Source organism: Chryseobacterium glaciei (assembly GCF_001648155.1).
GTDB classification, from domain to species: domain Bacteria; phylum Bacteroidota; class Bacteroidia; order Flavobacteriales; family Weeksellaceae; genus Chryseobacterium; species Chryseobacterium glaciei.
The window spans coordinates 53,179-73,680 of the sequence record NZ_CP015199.1 but is presented as its reverse complement, the minus strand read 5'-3'; the positions used below and the strand labels follow the sequence as shown (position 1 = coordinate 73,680).

Genomic DNA, 20,502 nt, shown 5'->3' with positions numbered 1-20,502 from the left:
GAATTTTCCATTTAAAGTTCTTATCATTGTACTCATGAAAAAAATGATGTGCGTATTGCTGTTTTTTGCGTCTATGTGGGTGTTTTCTCAAATCAAGGCAAAAATTATTGGCATAAAAGATGGAGATACTGTTGTTGCTTTATTGGCAGATAAAACTCAGGAAACCTTACGTTTGGCAGAAGTAGATTGTCCCGAAAAGAATCAGCCTTTTGGGAACAATGCAAAACAATTTACGAGTTCAAAAGTCTTTGGGAAAGATGTTATATTTTACAGAATCAAAAAAGACAGATACCGAAGAACGATCGCCAAAATATTTTATGATGATGACAAATATCTTTCTGCGGAAATCATCAAATCTGGTTATGGATGGTGGTATTTTAAAGCTTCTAAAAATCTTCAGTTAAAAGAATATGAAATTTTAGCAAAGAAAAAGAAACGTGGTTTATGGGCAGATAAAAACGCAATATCACCTTGGGATTTCAGGAAAATAAAGAAAGAAAAATCGAAAGCTGCTAGATTAAAACTAAAAACCTCCGAATTAAATCCAGAGGTTTAGTATTTAAAAATTAAAATTAACTTTCTGTAAGACCTTGCGTCACATCTAATCCTTCCATTACATCTAAACTTTGAAACTTTTGTTGCAGTTCCATTGTTTCAGGTACTTTTACCATTGAATTGACCGTAACGTGAGGCCAGTTAACAGGCTGTGCAGATCCTGTAGCAGGAAAAACCAGATTGATCGTTTGTGAATATTGCAATACCTGGCTAGGATTTCCTGTGCTGTCTACAATATCTTCAATCCAGAAGGTTGCATCCATTTTTGTAGCGTTTACGTTAGTCTGGATAAACGGAATATTCAAAATTCCTCCGTTGGCTTCCGGTGTGTCGGTAGACATTTGAATAACAGTCATATTACTCACTCCGCCTGTTCCTACTAAAGCTTCCAGTGTAGATTGAAGGAAAGCATTTGGATTGACCTGATTGAACGGTGCAAACTGCGGATTTCCGATAATTTGATCCGAATAACCAAGTTGAGTTATTCTGTCACCATTCAATAAAGTTGGAATTGAAGAAGCCGGACTAAAGAAATCTGTTCCCGGATTACCCACTTCAATGGAGCTTCCAAGAGCCAATAATGAATTTCCGTGAGGAATAGTTGACATGCGGGCAATCGTGTAACCTCCGTTGGGCTGACCTAAATTTAAAAATAATCCTGTCTCAACATGAATCGTTGATCCTGCAGGAAAACCACGTTCGTTGCAAAAACTACTGTCACATGCGCTTATAATTTGCTGCTCATACAAAAGACCGAAGATCATTTGCTCTACTTGTTGTCCGTTCACGACAGGGCCACGATTTCCGGCCTGTACAACAACCGGATTGAAAGTCAATGTTTCTGTGTAAGGAATGACTTCAAAGACAAATCCTTTATCCTGTCCGGGAACAGAAATGGTATTCCAACCCGCTGAAATAGCCGTTGCGGGAACATCAACGTTTTTCCAGGTTCCTACAAGTGGAGCCAAAGCGCCAAGATCTGAGGCAGAAACTTTTTCAAGAGGAAGGACTTGTGCTCCTAATGTTAATCCTCTCATTTTGCTTTCTAGATTCATAATTTTTAGTTTTTAAGGTTAAAAGTTTTTAATTTAAATTAAATATAATAAGCTCTCGTCTGGATTGCAGCCGGAGCCGACATGCTTGTACGAACTGCAAAAGCCGATGAATCTCCGATCAAAAACTCCATATCGGCTTTCATTTGATGATCAGAATTTCCATAAGTCATTTGTACTCGTTTTTTGCTTTCTTCTGAGTTTAAAAAGTGAAGATTTGTTGGTTGAAGAATATTCCAACGGCAACCGATTAATTTATTTTCAAATTTTCCATATTCCGTGATAGGAGAGAATGCCGACATTTCAGGGATTAAATCCGCAACATCTGCAACACAAGTGAAAATTGATTCTGTACTGTCAGTTGGATCATTACAAGTCACCGTCCAGGTATTTTGACCGGGAACGTTTAATGAAGGAAGATTAGTTGTAAATGAAGTCTTAAATTTCGGTTCTCCAAACAATTCTATTCCAGCTTTGATTGCCATATCTGCGTCACAAGGAACCCAAACGCGTTTGTGTCCCATTAATTTTGTCTGTTCTTCTCCGCGAAGATATTCTTCCGCAGTTACAAAAGCGACTGTATCTTTTTGAGATTCAGGGTAAGAAACGATATTCAACTCGATTTCCTGAGTGGTGCTAGATCCGTTGGGAAACTGTCCGGTATAATTTTGAAAATTAAAACTTACCAAAGCTTTTCCATCGAAATCTGCGACGATGAGTCCTGTATTTTCAAGGTATTTTAAAACTTTTTCGCGATCAACAAGAAAGGCAACCTCAATGTTGAAAAGGGTTGCGTAATAGAATGGTAATCCAAATCCTGAAGGAATTGGAGGTAATTGATTGCTCATGATAAATTGGTTTTTTAGTTTTTTAAATTTGTTTTAAACTTATATTTTCAGCTATGTTTTCCAGTATGTTTGTCATGCTGGAAGCATCTAGGCTCCGATCTTTCTAAACTTTTCTAATACTATATTTAGATCTTTAGAGGATGACAAGCTTCGTGGATATTTAAATAAAAGACTACAGCCATAGCCCTGATTGTAACGACATCCTTTTTGGTTGCGGCCGGAGCGAAGCGGAGGCCGTAACTAAAAAGATATAGTGGAAAGCAGGAAATTGCTTCTAATAAAAAATAAAGTTTAATTTGTTTATTTAAAACCTTATAGGTTTCTGAAACCTATAAGGTTGAGTAGTGTTTATTTGAATTAATAAGATTAAATCAAAATTTTATTCTTTATGATAAGGACATCCTGAAGGTGGATTGGCAATGCGCTCAGAAACTGCAGCAGTTGTTGTCATGTTCATTGCAGGAGGTGCATTGAAAAATTCCTGTTCGATTATTTTTCTCTGGTCTGCAGGAATATCTTCGATTTTACGAAGCGTATTTACCTGAATGTGTGGCCAGCTTGTTGTACCACCATCGTTTCCAAAATCAAATTCGAAAAATATAATTTGCTCGTATTGTAACTGAAGAATTTCTTTTCCATCTTCAATTACAGTTTCGATCCAAAGATTAAAATCTATTTCAACGGTGGGTACAAAACGATTAACAAAAGGAACATTTAGAATTCCGCCTTGCGCTCCAGTTTGCATTTTTGATGATAATTGAACAAGTACATAATTGGCAACATTTTGTCCGCTCAATGTGTCTCTTAATCTCATATCCGGTCTTACACAATAAGGATATAACTCATTTGCCAATATTCTCTGCGTATAAATTTTGTTTGAACCAGGGTCGGTTTCATCAGTTAAAGTCTGGTGAACCCATGCCGGAGCCGGTTCGTCAAGGTTAATAGCACCTCCCGCACCTCCCATTGTTGGTGAGATAGCAAGATGAGGAGGATCCCAAGTTGCAAGACCAGTAGGGAATTGCGGAGCGCCGTCTCTAAGGTAATATACTTTATTATCTTTACTCTCAGGGGTAATATCTCCCAATACCGTAATCGTACTTCCGTGAGGGATAACTCCACTTCTTGAGATCGAATAATCAGGAATAAAATAAGGTCCTTTAATTCCATCCATTGGCTTTATTTCTTGCGCCGGAATGATTTGATAATATTGCTGTCCTTCTTTTAATTCACTTAAAAGAATGTAAGAAGAATTACCCTGTTCATCTTTTACCTCAACCAAAGGTTCGTTTCTGTATTCTCCTTTATATCCGTATTTTTCAAAATCTTCATTAGAAAAGGCATGAATTCCACGGTCTCTTTTGATGGTTTCTTCAGTTGCAGCGTAATTGTAAACGTCACTTAGCCAAAGATACATTCCGTTTTCTTCGTGAATTCCGGCGTATTGTAAATTTGGATTTCCTTCTACTTTATTTACACTTTTAATGGTTTGATCGTATTTTACGGCACCACAAAATAATTCCGTTGCACCACCACGGTTACGAACACCACCGGGAACGATTTCGAATGTTAATTTTTCGATATATTCTTCAGTATCAAAACTAAATTTTCCTGGAATTGTATTTTGATTGGTTCCTGGAGAAGGCATAATCGTCGTGTGAATTCCACTTCCTAATGATGGACGGCCGATATTTTTATTGTAATTAGCATTATAACTTACCCATGTTCCGTTAAGTGCTTCTAAAACACCATAATCTACATTGTTTGCAATTTCCTGTAAATTTTCTTCTCTAAAAGGTCTCACGGGATCATCAATCAAAAGTTTCGAGTAATCTTTCATCAGATTGGCGAGATAGCTTTTTTGACTTTCATCTGAACTCTTACGGAGTAATTGACTCCCTTCAAGACTGTCCTTTTTTCTTTTAAGCATGGTATATTGTTTTTATGGTTATTAATTAATGAAGTTGTTTTAAAATTTAACCGCAAAAGAAGCAAAAGCTCTTATTGATTTATTAAAACTGTTATTTAGAAATCAAAAGTTCATCAAAGCATAAAATCAATGATTTTTAAAAACTTATGTGTTCTTATTTGCAGATAAATAAATGAACTTAAATAACTTAAGTGTTAATCTTCTGTCTCTTTTGTGGTTAAAATTTTAAATAAATTTAAGTTGTTGGATATTCAAAAGTTGGCCCTGCATTGTATTGAGAATCCAACGGTTGGCTCATCAATCCGAACGCCTGTTCTTTCAAAGCATACATATACATGATTGATTTTTCTAATTCTTTTGCATCACCTTCTACAGCAGCCTGAATCGCATCCAATAAATTTTTATAGGTTTGATTAAATGCTTTTCCTTGCGCATACAATTGCGGATTCGACTGATAATCTGCCATTTTCGGGTTTGGTTTCATCGGATAAGCAGCGTTCCAATCTACAGGCAGTGCTTTTCCGACAGGTGGAGTGGTGACAGGCATCATTCCGTTTTCATCCATAAAAGGTTTATAGTTTCCATCCAAATAATAATGTTCATGGAAAATTTCTTTAAATCTGAAATAATGCGCTAATTCCATTCCTTCTTCAAACTGAGAAGGATCAACATCAAAAATAGTATCATCCGCACCTTCGCCCTGACCTTTAATTTCTTGAAAAACAGCAATTACGCCTGATAAAGCTTCCACCGCGTGTAATTTTCCGCCGCTTCCGTAATATTGCTCCGGACGAATTTGTTTTGCCGGATTTCCAGTGAAAATTCCTCCTGTATTTAATTCTTCAAATGTTTGAGGTAATTTTCCGTTGGCTTTGTAATAAGCAATGATTTGGAAAACAACAATATAAAAGAATAAAACATCATAATATTCACCAATCGTGTGAACATTTTCCATGATGAAACCTTTCATATTTTCTAAAGTCCAGAAGTTATTTTCTTCTACTGATGCACTTTTAAGCAATGACTGATTTTCTTCAATATGATCATATATCGGAGCTTTTACCAAAGGACTGCTCGGGCTTTCAATCGCGATAAATGTGGCGATACTGTTCGTAGAAAATGTTTCCAATCCTACAAAGAAATCAACATTCATAGGCAATTTCATCGGATAAGTAGGGTAGTTTTGAGGTCTGTTTACGGAAGGTTGAATATTTACAGCATTCATCACGTTACAAACCATGATCATGTGAAGCATTTCTTCCACGGCAACGCTTCTGATGATTTGTGAAGCCAATAAATTTGTCCCATCTTTAATGGAATACAGAGCCGTAAGATAAGGTGGAATTGTTGAATGCTCAATAAGAATCGCCGTCTGCAAAAGGTCTTGTAAAGCAGAACGGTAATTCATGTTTAGCAATCCACTTTTCTTTGTTGGAGTAACTGTTTTTACTTCTAATTTATCAACACTTATTTCCTGTAAAACTGATCCGAACTGTGAACTTAAATAATCATTAAATTCTTTGATCTGATTATTCAATAATAAGTTGGTTAAAGTTTTACTATGAAATTTCAATCCTTCTAGCCAATCTTCTTTGCTAATTTTTGTATCGAATAATAAAGAATGTAAAGAAATTGCTTCTTCAACAAGGGTGTTTTTGTCGAAAGAACCTTTTAATAAAATCTGTTCTGGTTCTGATTTATTGATTAATCTTTGTCTCATGGTTTCAGTTTTTAAATTTGTTTTCTAAATCACTCAAAATAGATTCTACCGAACGAATTGTGAATGCTGATAAGGTTAAAGTAGGGTTCGAAGTTCCCAAAGTTGTCATATTTCCTGCGCCAATGATGTATAAATTCGGGTGATCCCAAGATTTACAATAGCTGTTGGTTACAGAATCATCTGCATTGTCGCCCATTCGGTGAGTTCCTACAATGTGGCCGGCTCCGTTATAAGAATATCTTACGTTATTATAGATGAAAGTGTTTTTGTCTGCTTCGGTATATTTGGTGAAATCTTCGATATTCAGCCTTTTAAACATTTGATCCGAAGCTAATTTTGCCTGTTCCATAGCTTTCATTTCGTATTCCGTCAGTTCATAATTAATGACAGGACGGGGAATTCCCAAAGCATCCAGATATTGATCGTTGATTGTCACTCTGTTATTCGGATTCGGTAATTGTTCGATCTCAAAATGGAATAAAACCTGTCTTGAAAGTCTGTAAGCCAAAGCTTCTTTTAATTTAGCTCCAAAAAGACCTTGTCCCAAAAACTCTGAAATATCCGATCCCGGAGAAAATGCTGGCCAGCTCCATCCCCAATTATCTAGTGGAGAAATCCACGCAGAAAATTCACTTCTGAAATTACCATCACGGAAAGACGAAATATTGGTAGTAGAACCGGGACCTCTGTATGAATAAATCGGTTCCGGGAACAATCCCCAAGTCAGCATTACCATGTGATCCATTAAGTTTCTTCCTACCTGATCGCTTCGGTTGGCAACGGTTTTTTCAACTTTTTGTCCGTTTTCGATAACCGTATATTTTGAATTCAGTAAAATTTTCGGATTTTCAAAAGCATTGGCTGCAAGAATCACAATTGAATCTGAGGTGTCAACAACTTCTTCCACAAAATCTGTTTTTTCTTTAGAAATATATCTTCTTAAATGAATTTTTGAAATTTTCTCCTGATCTGTCTGGTCAACACTCAATTTGTACACAACACTCTGCGCCTGAACGCTGATAAATTTATGTTTTTGAAGATTTTCATTTTTATTGAATTTATACAACGCTTTTTTCAACGTTTTCAGCGCATTATATTTTGCCTGAACGGGGCAGATCGGAACACACGAAGCATTTCCTTCGCAACGTTCTCCCATGTAGGGATTCCAGACAGAGCCTAGCGCTTTGTATTCTTCGTTTTCAATATTATTTAATGATAATTTATATCCCGAATCTGTAGAATTGGCTTTAATGATTTTTGCTTTTCCATATGCAGGATTTGGAGTAGAATTTCTTCCCTGAGGAGATGGAACCATCGTCAACGGAAACTCTTCAAAATTTAATTGAACACTCGTTCCTACAAGACCATTGATGATCTTTTGATCCATATAACTTTGAGGAATTTCATCCATCGGAAAAACATAGTCTTTACCGTAATACTCTTCCATACTTTCCGAAATCGGATATTCCTGTGCTGCAACATTTCCTGAAACACCGATCTCAAATTCGGCCATTTCATAATATGGTTTTAAAGCATCATAATCAATTGGCCAGTTGATCGGTGTTTTAACCTTAGAATCAGGTTTATTGATTTCAATACCATATTTTTCAGTCAGTCTAAAATCATTCGGGAGCATTCTTGGAGTTGTTCCCAGCCAGTGAAGCGTTGTTCCGCCACCGATTCTGATGGCATCACTTGCAAACGGCATCGGGCCAAACTGAACCAAATATCCTTTTTTATCCGGAAACGGAGGAATGATTTTTTCCATATCCAAAACGTCCGGTGATGGAGCCTGTTTTAAATTCGGGTAAGGAGAATTCGGAACTTTGGCTTCCTCCATGTAAAATTTACGGATGTACTCGTTGTAGGTTGTCAATGATGACGATGAGTCCAGCTCTAATCCGGCTTCCAGTCCAGCTTCATACATTAAAATTGATAATTCTCTTACGTTTTCAGGATGATCAACTTCTGCACGGTAAACCATTTTGCCTTTTTCTGTGTCAAAAACATGATCGGTCAAAAGTTTGGCGATCAATGATCCTGCGATCCCCGTTCCTACGATGATCACGTCTTTTTTGAATTCTATATTGCTCATGAGTTGCTGTTTACAGGTTGAACCGCCCAAGATTTGAAACCAGGTTGTTTTGCTCCCGGTGGATGTGCGTGCATAACGTTCCAAACCAAACTTTCTTTGTATGATAATTCATTCACGTAAGTGCCTTCCCAGGTTCCCAAATACCACATTGTGATGATATTGTTTGACATATCCTGCATTCCCGGATCTGCCATAATTTCGGATTGAATGGCATTTCTTAATTGATCCTGACTGAAAGAATTTTCAAGGATAGATTTTGAAACGTTCAAAAATTCTAAGAATGTTGCGGTTTCGATTTGACCTAAAATATGTTTGTAATAGGTTTCCGCCAAACCGGTGGATTGCAGTTCGTTCGCAGAAAATCCGGTAAGAGTTCCTGAAATCGCCATAAACACGTCGTAGTAGTAATCATCGACGTTGAGGATTTTGTTAATAATCATTTCGTTTAAATTTTGATGGTTAAAGTTTTTTAAATGACAATTATCATTTTATTTTTTGAAGCATTGCTCATTTGCCATAATTATCAGTTTTTGTTTATTCAAATGTAAAGAGTTGAAATTGTTTTAATTTCAGTATTTCTACTTAATTTATATCTCCTTAATGTTATTTAAAATCAGTCTAGATAAGGCTTAAATTGAATTTTTTCTGTATTAAAATTACATAATTTATCACTTAGTAGAGATTAAATTTGTTAACATAATAAATTTTATTTTTAGACTAAATAAGATTTATTTTCAATTAAGATTTTATAAAAATTAATTAAATTGTCCGTAATTGCTCACCCCATACAAAGTTCAACTTTGCTGAGTGAAATCGAAGATTCGACGTAGTCAAACGACTCTGCGAACGAAAAATATTCTCAATTATTAAAGAAAATCTTTGCGTCTTAACGTTAAAAAAATCATCTATTATTAAAAGTATCTATTCATAGTTAAACTTATATTCTTAAATAAGTTGTTTTATCCTATTCTTCATTCTATTATTTTCTCGTTTTGATAAAATTCTAAGCTTTGATAATGAAAATGGTGAAATTTTTCAATCATTTACTGTCATTTTTATAGCAAAAAGAGGAATATTATGAAAATATTTTCAAAAAAATAAAATATTTTCTTGATTTTCTTATCATATTTTTAATGATAATATAAATTTATTTTAGGCTTAATTTATTTTAATCTAAATGTCTATTTCTGAATCTCTTTGTAAAAATATATCATCATATTTACGATAACCTTATCATATTTTTTATGGTATTGTTATCATAGAAAATAGATATGTAATATGTTGATAAGCAGTAGGTAGTGATAATTTTATTTTTTTATCTCGATTGAATTTTTATATTTGTCATGTTACGTAAATGTTAACATAGAAATGAGTCCGAATTTTATTCATACGTATGTTTCTGTCGACTGTGTTGTTTTTGGTTTCGACCTTGAAAATCGACTGAACATTTTATTGGTACAGCGTCGCATGGACGATGTGCCTGCCGAAAGACAAAGAAAGTTGCCGGGTAGTTTAATACTTAGCGATGAAGATGTAGACGATGCAGCTCAACGCGTGCTTCATGAATTAACTGGTATTAAGAAAATGGTTCTTAAACAGTTCAAATGTTTTGCAGATCCGTTACGGGCCAGTAATCAGGATGATATAAAGTGGATGGATACAGAGTATAAACATCACATAGACAGGATCATTACCGTGGCTTATCTTTCTCTTTGCAAGATCGACCACAAGATTAACAGTACGAAATACGATACGGTAGACTGGCATCCGATTGATGAAGTTCCGTCATTGCCATTTGATCATAATAAAATCATCAGTGAATCTTTAATTGAGATCAGAAAATGGATAGAATCCGACTTCTCAATTATTTTCGAATTATTACCGAAAAGATTTACGATAAGACAGCTGTATCAATTGTATAGCGCTTTAAGTGAAAAACGAATTGATATTAAAAATTTTCACAAGAAGATTTCATCGTTCAGTTACATTATCCCGTTGGAGGAGATAGAAACCAACGTTTCGCATCGCGCTGCAAGATATTACAGATTTGATGCTAAAATTTATAAGAAAAATAATACCAGACTAATAAAATAATACCTTTTTTGAAATTATGTATTTACTAGGATATGACATTGGCAGTTCATCTGTAAAAGTTTGTCTCATTGAGGCATCCAGCGGAAAAATTATTGCATCAGATTTTTCTCCTAAAAAAGAGATGAAAATCACTGCTGTAAATCCCGGTTGGGCAGAACAAAACCCTACTGATTGGTGGTTGAATTTAAAGCTGGCTCACGAAGCTGTCATGCATGAATCCGGTATCAATGCAGAGGATATCAAAGGAATTGGTATTACGTGGCAGATGCATGGTTTGATTTTGGTAGATAAAGATCAAAACCTTTTAAGACCTTCGATTATCTGGTGCGACAGCCGTGCTGTTCCGTATGGTGAAAAGGCTTTCAAGGAAATTGGAGAAGAGAAATGTTTATCGCATTTATTGAATTCTCCTGGAAATTTTACCGCGTCAAAATTAGCTTGGGTTAAAGAAAATGAACCCGAAATTTTCGAAAAAATTGATAAAATAATGCTTCCGGGAGATTACATCGCCATGAGACTTTCAGGTGAAATTGGAATGACGATTGAAGGTTTATCAGAAGGAATTTTCTGGGATTTTAAAAACAATTGTATCTCAGAAGATGTCATCAATTATTATGGGATTCCGAAAAGCTTTTTCCCTGAAATTATCCCGACTTTTGGGATTCAGGCGACTGTTTCAGCTACAGCTGCTCAGGAATTAGGCTTAAAAGAAGGAACGCCGATTTCTTACAGAGCGGGAGATCAACCGAATAATGCATTGTCATTAAATGTCTTCAATCCGGGGGAAATTGCTTCTACAGCAGGAACTTCAGGTGTTGTTTATGGGGTTTTAGATCAGCTTGAATATGATAAATTATCAAGAGTAAATACGTTTGCACACGTTAATTACACTCCGGAACAGACAAGATTAGGCGTTTTATTATGCATCAACGGAACAGGAATTCTAAATTCTTGGTTAAAACACAATTTTGCGACCTCATTGTCTTCTTACGGAGATATGAACGATTTGGCTTCACTTTCACCCATCGGTTCTAAAGGCTTAAGCATCATTCCTTTCGGAAACGGAGCAGAAAGAGTATTAGAAAATAAAGATACAAGCTGTTCGATGCACGGAATTAATTTTAATATCCACTCAAAAGGAGATATTCTTCGCGCAGCGCAGGAGGGAATCGTATTTTCCTACGAATATGGAATGGATATCATGAGAAATATCGGCATGGATATTCAGGTGATTCGCGCAGGAAATGCCAATATGTTTTTAAGTTCGATTTTCCGTCAAACGCTTTCCAGTGTGAGTAATGCGGTGATTGAGCTTTACGATACAGACGGAGCTGTAGGAGCCGCAAGAGCTGCCGGAATGGGAATAGGTTTTTATGTTGATTCTAAAGAAGCCTTTTCTTCCCTTGAAAAAATTGCCGTCATCGAGCCTGAACACGAAAAAAGAGATCAATATTTAGAAGCCTACTCAAGATGGACAAAGCATCTTAATGAAATAGTATAATCCACCTTACAACGGATCTTTCCATTGTTCTTACTGACTTTTCAAAATCAGTGAGCAGGGAATTCCTACAACAAATTTTAAAATTAAATCAAAAATTAAAACAAAATATATGAGCACTTTAACAAACACTAAGGAATATTTTCCGGGAATAGATCAAATCAAATTTGAAGGTAAAGAAAGCCGAAATCCAATGGCATTTCGCTATTATGACGCTGAAAAAATAATTATGGGAAAACCCATGAAAGACTGGACACGTTTTGCAATGGCTTGGTGGCACACGCTATGCGCAAACGGAAGCGATCCATTTGGAGGACCAACAATTCACCACCCTTGGGATGCAGGAAATGATGCGGTTTCCAGAGCAATGCAAAAAATGGATGCAGGTTTTGAATTTATGTCTAAAATAGGTTTCCAATATTACTGTTTCCACGATATTGACTTGGTAGATCCTGCCAACAATTGGAAAGATTACGAAAAAAATCTTCAGGCTGTTGTTGAATATGCAAAACAAAAACAACAGGAAACGGGAATCAAGCTTTTATGGGGAACAGCCAACGTTTTTACACATGAAAGATACATGAACGGAGCTTCTACCAATCCAAATTTTGACGTAGTTGCTTGTGCCGGAACTCAGGTTAAAAATTCTATTGATGCAACAATCGCTCTTGGTGGAGAAAATTACGTTTTCTGGGGCGGAAGAGAAGGTTACATGAGCCTTTTAAACACAGATATGAAGCGTGAAAAAGATCATTTGGCACGTTTTCTTTCAATGTCTCGTGATTATGCCCGTCAGCAAGGTTTTAAAGGTACTTTTTTAATTGAACCAAAACCGATGGAGCCTACAAAACACCAGTACGACTACGATTCTGAAACGGTAATCGGATTTTTAAGACATTACGGTTTAGATAAAGATTTTAAATTAAATATCGAAGTAAACCATGCAACATTGGCGGGTCATACTTTCGAACATGAACTTCAGGCTGCTGTTGATGCAGGACTTTTAGGAAGTATCGATGCAAACCGCGGAGATTATCAGAATGGTTGGGATACAGATCAGTTCCCGATCGATTATTATGATATGGTTCAGGCTTGGTTGGTGCTTCTTCCGGCGGGAGGTTTAGGAAATGGCGGAGTTAATTTTGATGCGAAGATCAGAAGAAATTCTACCGATCCGGAAGATTTATTTATCTCTCATATTTCCGGAATGGATGTTTTCGCAAAAGGACTTTTGGCCGCTGCCGATATTCTTGAAAATTCAGATTATAAAAAATTAAGAACAGATCGTTATTCTTCGTTTGATAACGGAAACGGTAAAGCTTTCGAAACCGGAAATCTTACATTGGAAGATCTTCAGAGAATCGCCCACGAAACAGGCGAACCTCAGCCAAAAAGCGGAAAACAGGAATTGTTTGAAGCGATCGTAAACATGTATATCTAATATCAGTAAAAGGGCTGCTAAACACTAAGGATTTTCAACATTGATCATTACTAACGGCCTTTTTATTCAACCCTAATTTTTAAAAATAATAATTATGAACCGATTTTATTTTGCCAAAACAAATAAGGCTGCATTGTTTTTTGCAATGGCTTTATTGCCTTCTGGCTTAGCGTATTCCCAGGTTAAAAAAGATACTGTTGAAAAAGAGAAGAAGATAGATGAGGTTGTTATAATAGGATATGGAAAACAGAGAAAAGAATCCGTAACGGGATCTGTAGCCTCTGTGAAAGGTGATGTGATGAGAGAAGTGCCTTCTGCGAATGTGAGTCAGGCATTACAGGGAAGAATAGCCGGAGTTGATATTGCACAGACTTCCAGTAAACCTGGAGCTCCGATGCAGATCAGAATCAGAGGAACGCGTTCTCTGACGGCAGATAACGATCCGTTAATTGTATTGGACGGAATTCCTTTTCCGGGATCATTGGCAGATATCAGCCCGAACGATATTCAGAGTATGGATATCCTGAAAGACGCTTCTGCAACGGCAATTTATGGATCTCGTGGAGCGAATGGAGTAATTTTAATTACAACTAAAACAGGGCGAAAAAATCAGAGAGCAACCTTTAGTTATAATACCTATACAGGAATTACATCTGTTTTTTCTAAATATCCGATGATGGATGCGCAAAAATTCATGAAACTTCGTGATGATGCCGGGCTTTTCACGCAATACGGAGCCGATGAATCAAGAGATACCAATACCGATTGGCAGGATTTAATGTATAAAAACGGAATCGTTACCAATCATGATCTTGGCATTTCCGGAGGTACTGAAAAAAGTTCGTACAACTTTGGAATGAGCTATTACAACGAGCAATCTGTTCTTCCCGGACAAAATTTTGAAAGATTTAATCTAAGAGGAAGTCTAGATCAGGATTTGGGTAAATATTTCCGGGTTGGGATCACGACAAACAATGCTTATACAGTAAATAAAGGCAGTAATCTTGGGCTTTACAATACATTGAGCTCAACTCCTGTTGCGAATCCTTACAGAGCAGATGGAAGTCAAAAAGAGCGCATTGTGATGTCCGCAGATACTCAATATGTGTACACAAGAGACGGCATCGAAAATTTAGGAGATGCGTGGATTGATAAAGCAATTTCTTTCAGTTCTTATAATAATTTCTTCGGAGAATTTAAAATTCCATGGGTGAAAGGTTTGACATTAAGAACAAATGTTGGTTTAAACTTTAAAACGACAAATACAGGAAGTTACACAGGAGAAGGAGTTTTCAGCTCAGAGCCTAATAATTTATCCACGGCTTCCATCGGAAATTCTTTATTGACGCATTGGGTAAACGAAAATATCTTAACGTACGACAGAACTTTTGCAAGCAAGCATAAAGTAAATGTCGTTGCTTTACAGTCTCAGGAACAGAGAACATTTAACAGTTCATACATCACGGCAAGAGATATTCCGACGGATCAGTTTCAGTTTTACAATCTTGGTCACGCTCAGGGGGAAATTACCATTAATCCTGATAATCAAGGCTATTACAAAAGAGGTCTTAAGTCCTGGATGGGACGTGTAATGTACGAATACGACGGAAAATATATGTTTACGGCTTCCATCAGAGGAGATGCTTCTTCAGTATTGGCGCCGGGATATCAGTGGAATATCTATAACGCTTTTTCAGCGGGTTGGAATGTTGCTAAAGAGAATTTCTTAAAAGATTCAAAAGTTATTAATAATTTAAAGCTTCGTTTTGGATATGGAGAAACTTCCAATCAGGCTGTGGCTCCTTATTCTACTTTTGGACGTTTAACCACAGAACCTTATAACTTTGGAAATACCAATGCAATCGGAACTTATGTTTCTACGCTGCCAAATTCAAAATTGGGTTGGGAGTTTTCGGAAACGCTTAATTATGGGTTGGATTTCGGATTGTTCGGCAATAGATTAACAGGTACGGTAGAATATTATACAACGAATACGAAAAATTTATTGTTGGATGTTAAATTACCGGCAACTTCTGGAGTAGGAAGCTACACCGGAAATGTAGGATCTACAAGCAATAAAGGAATTGAAATATCATTAAATGGAGCGATTATCAGTAATCCAAATGGTTTTTCATGGGATTTCGGGGTGAACTTTTATTCAAACAAAAATAAAATTACCTCATTGTCTTCGGGAGCTACAAGAGATGTTGCCAACTGGTGGTTTGTGGGAAGTTCAATCAATTCAATTTATGATTATCAGTATACAGGATTGTGGCAGGCAGGTGATCCTTATATGAATATTCTGGAACCTACCAATATTCCGGGAGAAGCAATCGGCTCCATTAAAGTTTTATATACAGGAGCTTATAATCCAGATGGATCGCCTGTGAGAGCTATCAACGCTGAAGACAGACAGATTTTAAATACAGATCCTGATTTTCAGGGTGGATTTAATACCAGATTGGCATACAAAAACTTTGATCTAAGCATTGTTGGAGCTTTCAAAAGCGGAGGTATTTTGATCAGCACATTGTACGGAAATACAGGTTATCTGAATATGTTAAGCGGAAGAAGAAACAACGTAGACGTTGATTACTGGACTCCCGAAAATACCGATGCCTATTACCCAAGACCGGGACATTATCAAAGCAATAATAATCCAAGATATGGAAGTACTTTAGCTTATTTTGATGCTTCATATCTTAAGATCAGAACGATTACTTTGGGATATAATTTCACGCAGGGAGTGTTCAAAAAAGCGGGAATCAGCAAAATGAGATTGTATACAACAGTCACCAATCCATTTGTATTTTTCTCTCCTTATCATAAAGCTTCAGGAATGGATCCGGAAACGAATTCCTACGGGAACGAAAATCAGGCGGTAAGCAACGAGATTCCATCAAGATTCTTAACCATCGGAACCAATACACCGTCTCTTAGAAACTATATGATTGGTTTAAACTTAACATTCTAAAAATTAATCAAATGAAAAAGTTCAGAATAAATACAGCCGCAAAAATTTTGCTATGCACCGTAGTACTTTCAAGCTGTTCAGATATATTGGAAGAAGAACCGAGAAATATTTATACACCGGAATATTTTGAGACCGAATCAGGAGTTTTAGGAGGAGTTACCTCGATGTACGCCCATTTACGATACATTTACGGAAATGGATATTGGTTAAATGCCTGCGAAACAGGAACCGACGAATACACTTACGGTCACGCCGGAGACAATAATTTCAAGGATATGGACATGTCCGGAGCGGGAAATTTAACACCTTCTTCCAGCCGTGCCGATGTTTTGTGGAATAATGCTTTCAGAAATATCAATACCGCCAACGGAGTTATTCAAAAAGGTTCTGGAGTTGGTGTCTCGGATGCTATTATTGCAGAAGCAAGATTCTTCAGAGCATTTGATTATTTTATGTTGGCTCAGACATTTGGAGGAGTTCCTTTAGACTTGGGTTCAGGAGAATTGACTTTCAATATCAGTACTTTCAGAGGTTCAAAAAGAAATACAGTTTCTGAGGTTTATACTAAAGTAATATTTCCGGATTTAATAAAAGCTGTTCAGGATCTGCCTGTTGGCGCTCGTGTTACAGGCGGAGTTACGAAAACTGTTGCAAGATTGTTTTTGGCTAAAGCTTATCTTACTTATGGATGGTGGCTTCAGAATCCAAACGGAATTCCGACCTATCCTCAGACGGATAGAGTAGATCCCAACGGTCACAATCCGCAATGGTATTTCCAACAAGCTTATGATATTGCGTTGGAAGGCATCAATGCACCGGGAGCATACGGTTTACAGTCAACGTATTATGATGTGAATTTAGCTCAAAATGATAGAAATAAGGAAATGCTTCTTTATGCAGATCACACAGAATCAAGCGAATATTATGATGGATCAAGCCATTCCTACAACACAGGATCTTCTCCCGGAAATTTTGCAGTTTGGATGACGACTTGGGATTATACGTTTCTTGAAAGTTCTCAAAGCCCATTATGGACAGGTTCTCCTATCAGAACTGTACAAAGAGAAGCTGCTCAGGCTTACGGAAGACCTTGGAAAACGATGGCTCCAACCATTGAAGTGGTGAAAAATACATTTGCTAATAAAACGCAGGATTCAAGATATGACGGTACTTTTGTAACAACTTTCCGCGGAAACTGGAACAAAGCCGGAATTTCAACGCCAACATTATACAATGCCAACGGATTACCTGTACAGCCGGGAAGCGCGATTCTTACGTTCTTAAATGACGATCCGGCACAAACTATTGATTATTCTAATTCAGTTTACAAAAGCAATGTCGGCGCAGGTGTTCTTCCGGGAAGAGCAGATTATGTGATCGCTCCAAGCGGAATCAGCAGATACGCCTATCCAAATCTTTGGAAAATAGGAACCTACAGAACCGATAACGGAACTGGACTTGGACAGCCAAATGGAGGAATTACACGTCCGTTTCCTATTGCAAAATTCTCAGAATTCTATTTCATAGCAGCAGAAGCAGCGGTAAAAGGAGCTTCCGGAGCAATGAGCCCAAGAGATTTACTTAATGTGATCAGAGCTAGAGCCGGAAAATGGCGTTGGGACAACAACGGAAATGTAGCAAAAATAGAAGATAACAGTGGTGCAATGATCGCTGCAACGCCTTCAACCATTACAATCGACTATATTTTAGCTGAAAGATCAAGAGAATATTATGGCGAAGGTTACAGATGGTTTGATTTGGTACGAACCCAAAGATGGAGTGATATCGCAAAAACATACAGCATTGGCGGAACAGCAGTGGGAAATCATACCGCTCAGACGTACACCAGAAATATACCGAATTATCTGTATTTAAGACCGATCCCTCAAGGACAGATGGATGCCATGGATATGAGTTCTTCAGAATTGGCAGCTTATCAAAATCCCGGATATTAGATAGATTTTAAAATAAAATTTTTACATTCATATCAGCAACAAAGTGGGCGATTCATTCCCGCCTGCTTTGTTTAATGAACAAGATGCTTAAAAATAAAAAAAAAAACTTTGCGGACTTTGCGTTAAAAAAATATTATTAAAGCAGATATTCAAAAAAGTTTAGATAAAATTTAAAAATCAAAAATTATGGAAAAAACATGGCGTTGGTTTGGTAAAAAAGATAAGATTAAACTCAATATGCTTCGTCAGATCGGTGTTGAAGGCATTGTTTCGGCGCTTCATGACGTTTCGAATGGAGAAATCTGGTCTTTGGAAGCCATTAATGAATATAAAAATTATATCGAAAGTTTCGGACTTCGCTGGTCGGTCGTAGAAAGCCTTCCCGTAAGCGAATCTATAAAATATGGAGATGAAAATAGAGATCAATTGATCGAAAACTACATTAAAAGTCTTGAAAACTTAGGAAAAGCAGGAGTTACAACCGTTTGTTACAACTTTATGCCCGTTCTCGATTGGGCGCGTACCGATCTTTTTCATCAATGGGAAGACGGTTCGTCATCTTTATATTTTGACAAAGCCAAATTTGCTTATTTTGAAATTTACATTTTAGAAAGACAAGGAGCAGAAAAAGACTATACTCCTGAAATTCTTGCTAAAGTTGAAGAATTAAAAAAGACAATCACTGAAGAGGAAAAAAGCGATTTAATTGATTCAATTATCGTTAAAACACAAGGCTTCGTCAACGGAAATATTAAAGAAGGCGATCAAAACCCGGTAGCTATTTTTAAAAGTTTATTGGCTTTATATGACGGAATTGATAAAGACCAACTTCGTCAAAACATGAAATATTTCCTCGAAAAAATAATGCCTATCTGTGAAAAATGGAATATCCAAATGTGTGTACATCCCGATGATCCACCGTTTGCTTTATTAGGTTTACCAAGAATTGTGACTTGTGAAGAAGACATCGATTGGTTTTTAAATGCCGTCGACAATCCCCACAACGGGCTGACTTTCTGCACAGGTTCTTTAAGCGCGGGACTCCAAAACGACGTTCCGAAATTGGCTCAAAAATACGCTTCCCGTACAAAATTCGTTCACCTCAGAAGCACCAATGTTTTCGAAAACGGAGATTTCATCGAAGCTCATCATTTAGAAGGCAGAGGAAAAATTATCGAAGTCATTCGAATATTTGAAAAAGAAAATCCAACCTTACCAATGCGTATCGATCACGGTCGATTATTAACTGATGATATTGATAAAGGCTATAATCCCGGCTATTCATTTTTGGGAAGAATGCTTGCTCTCGGACAAATTGAAGGCGTAATGGCAGCAGTAAAAACCGAAATAAAATCAAATTAAAAGTATCGAAGGGACGGTTAAAATAGATTAGGATGCCAATCCTATCAAATCTATAAGATTAAAAAACGATCAACCATCAACCAACAACTAAAATACAATGAACGAAATATTCAGCATAAAAGACAAAGTCGCAGTCATCACAGGAGCTTCCGGCGTTTTAGGGGGAACTCTTGCCAAAAGTTTCATTAAAGCAGGTGCAAAAGTAGTGGCTTTGGGACGAAATCAGGAAACATTAGATGTTCGTGTAAAAGAATTAACAGAATCTGGAGGTGAAGCTTTTGCCGTTGAAGCCAATGTAATGAACATCGAAAGTCTTGAATCAGCATCAAAAAAGATCCTCGAAAAATATGGTAAAATAGACATCCTGCTCAACATTGCGGGCGGAAATATTCCTACGGCTACACTTTCTCCGGATCAGTCATTTTTCGATCAAAATTTGGATGGATGGGATGAGGTAACCAATCTCAACATCAACGGAACCGTTTATCCAAGTTATGTTTTCGGAAAAGTAATGGCAGAACAGGGAAGTGGAAGTATTGTCAATATTTCTTCGATGGCGGCGTATTCTGCGATCACAAGAGTGGCAGGATATTCTGCTGCAAAATCAGCGATTACCAATTTTACGCAATGGCTGGCATCAGATGTAGCCTTGAAATTTGGTGATAAAATTCGTGTCAATGCGATTGCTCCGGGATTTTTTATTGGAGATCAAAACCGGGCAATTTTATTAAATCCGGACGGTTCTTTAACGGATCGAAGCAAAAAAGTCATCGCAAAAACTCCAATGGGACGTTTCGGAGATGCCGAAGAATTAAACGGAGCTGTACAGTTCCTTTGTTCGGATGCTGCAAGTTTTATTACTGGTGCTTTATTGCCTGTTGATGGTGGTTTCAGTGCTTTCAGTGGAGTGTAAATTAATTACAATCATTTTATATAGTTACCAAATAAGGTCATTCATTTTTTTGCTTGACTAGACCT

The 20,502-nt window shown here is 36.9% G+C and carries 14 protein-coding genes; 8 read left to right on the top strand and 6 right to left on the bottom strand.

Annotated elements, in window-relative coordinates; translation table 11 throughout:
• Positions 1–34: 34 nt before the first annotated feature.
• Positions 35–556, top strand: coding sequence for a thermonuclease family protein (locus tag A0O34_RS00280; protein WP_066749967.1), 522 nt, complete (start codon positions 35–37; stop codon positions 554–556).
• Positions 557–572: 16 nt separating this feature from the next.
• Here A0O34_RS00280 and A0O34_RS00275 read toward each other — a convergent pair whose 3' ends face one another.
• The 6 genes from A0O34_RS00275 to A0O34_RS00250 form a co-directional block, all read right to left on the bottom strand.
• Positions 573–1,610 carry a heme-binding protein gene (locus A0O34_RS00275; protein ID WP_066749966.1) on the bottom strand — a complete coding sequence of 346 codons (1,038 nt, stop codon included), beginning with the start codon at positions 1,608–1,610 and terminating at the stop codon, positions 573–575.
• Between the two features lie 38 nt (positions 1,611–1,648).
• Positions 1,649–2,455 (bottom strand): hypothetical protein, encoded by an 807-nt coding sequence (locus tag A0O34_RS00270; protein ID WP_066749963.1) that lies wholly within the window; start codon positions 2,453–2,455, stop codon positions 1,649–1,651.
• Positions 2,456–2,834: 379 nt separating this feature from the next.
• Positions 2,835–4,385, bottom strand: coding sequence for a peroxidase, FMP-type (locus A0O34_RS00265; protein ID WP_066749961.1), 1,551 nt, complete (start codon positions 4,383–4,385; stop codon positions 2,835–2,837).
• Between the two features lie 235 nt (positions 4,386–4,620).
• On the bottom strand, positions 4,621–6,105 hold the full coding sequence (locus A0O34_RS00260; protein WP_066749959.1) for a ferritin-like domain-containing protein: 1,485 nt from the start codon (positions 6,103–6,105) through the stop codon (positions 4,621–4,623).
• A gap of 4 nt (positions 6,106–6,109) precedes the next feature.
• Positions 6,110–8,200 (bottom strand): GMC oxidoreductase, encoded by a 2,091-nt coding sequence (locus A0O34_RS00255; RefSeq protein ID WP_066749957.1) that lies wholly within the window; start codon positions 8,198–8,200, stop codon positions 6,110–6,112.
• Positions 8,197–8,640, bottom strand: coding sequence for a sugar dehydrogenase complex small subunit (locus A0O34_RS00250; protein WP_066749955.1), 444 nt, complete (start codon positions 8,638–8,640; stop codon positions 8,197–8,199). Before A0O34_RS00250 ends, A0O34_RS00255 begins: the two co-directional genes overlap by 4 nt.
• Positions 8,641–9,568: 928 nt before the next feature.
• Here A0O34_RS00250 and A0O34_RS00245 point away from each other — a divergent pair.
• The 7 genes from A0O34_RS00245 to A0O34_RS00215 all read left to right on the top strand — a co-directional run bounded on the left by A0O34_RS00245 (position 9,569) and on the right by A0O34_RS00215 (position 20,437).
• Complete coding sequence (locus A0O34_RS00245; RefSeq protein WP_066749949.1) at positions 9,569–10,294, top strand: NUDIX hydrolase; 726 nt, start codon at positions 9,569–9,571, stop codon at positions 10,292–10,294.
• Between the two features lie 16 nt (positions 10,295–10,310).
• Positions 10,311–11,795 (top strand): xylulokinase, encoded by a 1,485-nt coding sequence (locus tag A0O34_RS00240; protein ID WP_066749946.1) that lies wholly within the window; start codon positions 10,311–10,313, stop codon positions 11,793–11,795.
• Between the two features lie 109 nt (positions 11,796–11,904).
• On the top strand, positions 11,905–13,233 hold the full coding sequence (xylA, locus tag A0O34_RS00235; RefSeq protein WP_066749944.1) for a xylose isomerase: 1,329 nt from the start codon (positions 11,905–11,907) through the stop codon (positions 13,231–13,233).
• A gap of 94 nt (positions 13,234–13,327) precedes the next feature.
• Complete coding sequence (locus tag A0O34_RS00230; protein WP_066749943.1) at positions 13,328–16,207, top strand: SusC/RagA family TonB-linked outer membrane protein; 2,880 nt, start codon at positions 13,328–13,330, stop codon at positions 16,205–16,207.
• A gap of 11 nt (positions 16,208–16,218) precedes the next feature.
• On the top strand, positions 16,219–18,162 hold the full coding sequence (locus A0O34_RS00225) for a RagB/SusD family nutrient uptake outer membrane protein (protein WP_066749942.1): 1,944 nt from the start codon (positions 16,219–16,221) through the stop codon (positions 18,160–18,162).
• 186 nt (positions 18,163–18,348) lie between these two features.
• A complete protein-coding gene (uxuA, locus tag A0O34_RS00220; protein ID WP_066749940.1) occupies positions 18,349–19,524 on the top strand; it encodes a mannonate dehydratase in 1,176 nt (391 codons plus the stop codon).
• A 97-nt stretch (positions 19,525–19,621) separates the two neighbouring features.
• A complete protein-coding gene (locus A0O34_RS00215; protein WP_066749938.1) occupies positions 19,622–20,437 on the top strand; it encodes an SDR family oxidoreductase in 816 nt (271 codons plus the stop codon).
• Positions 20,438–20,502: the final 65 nt, after the last annotated feature.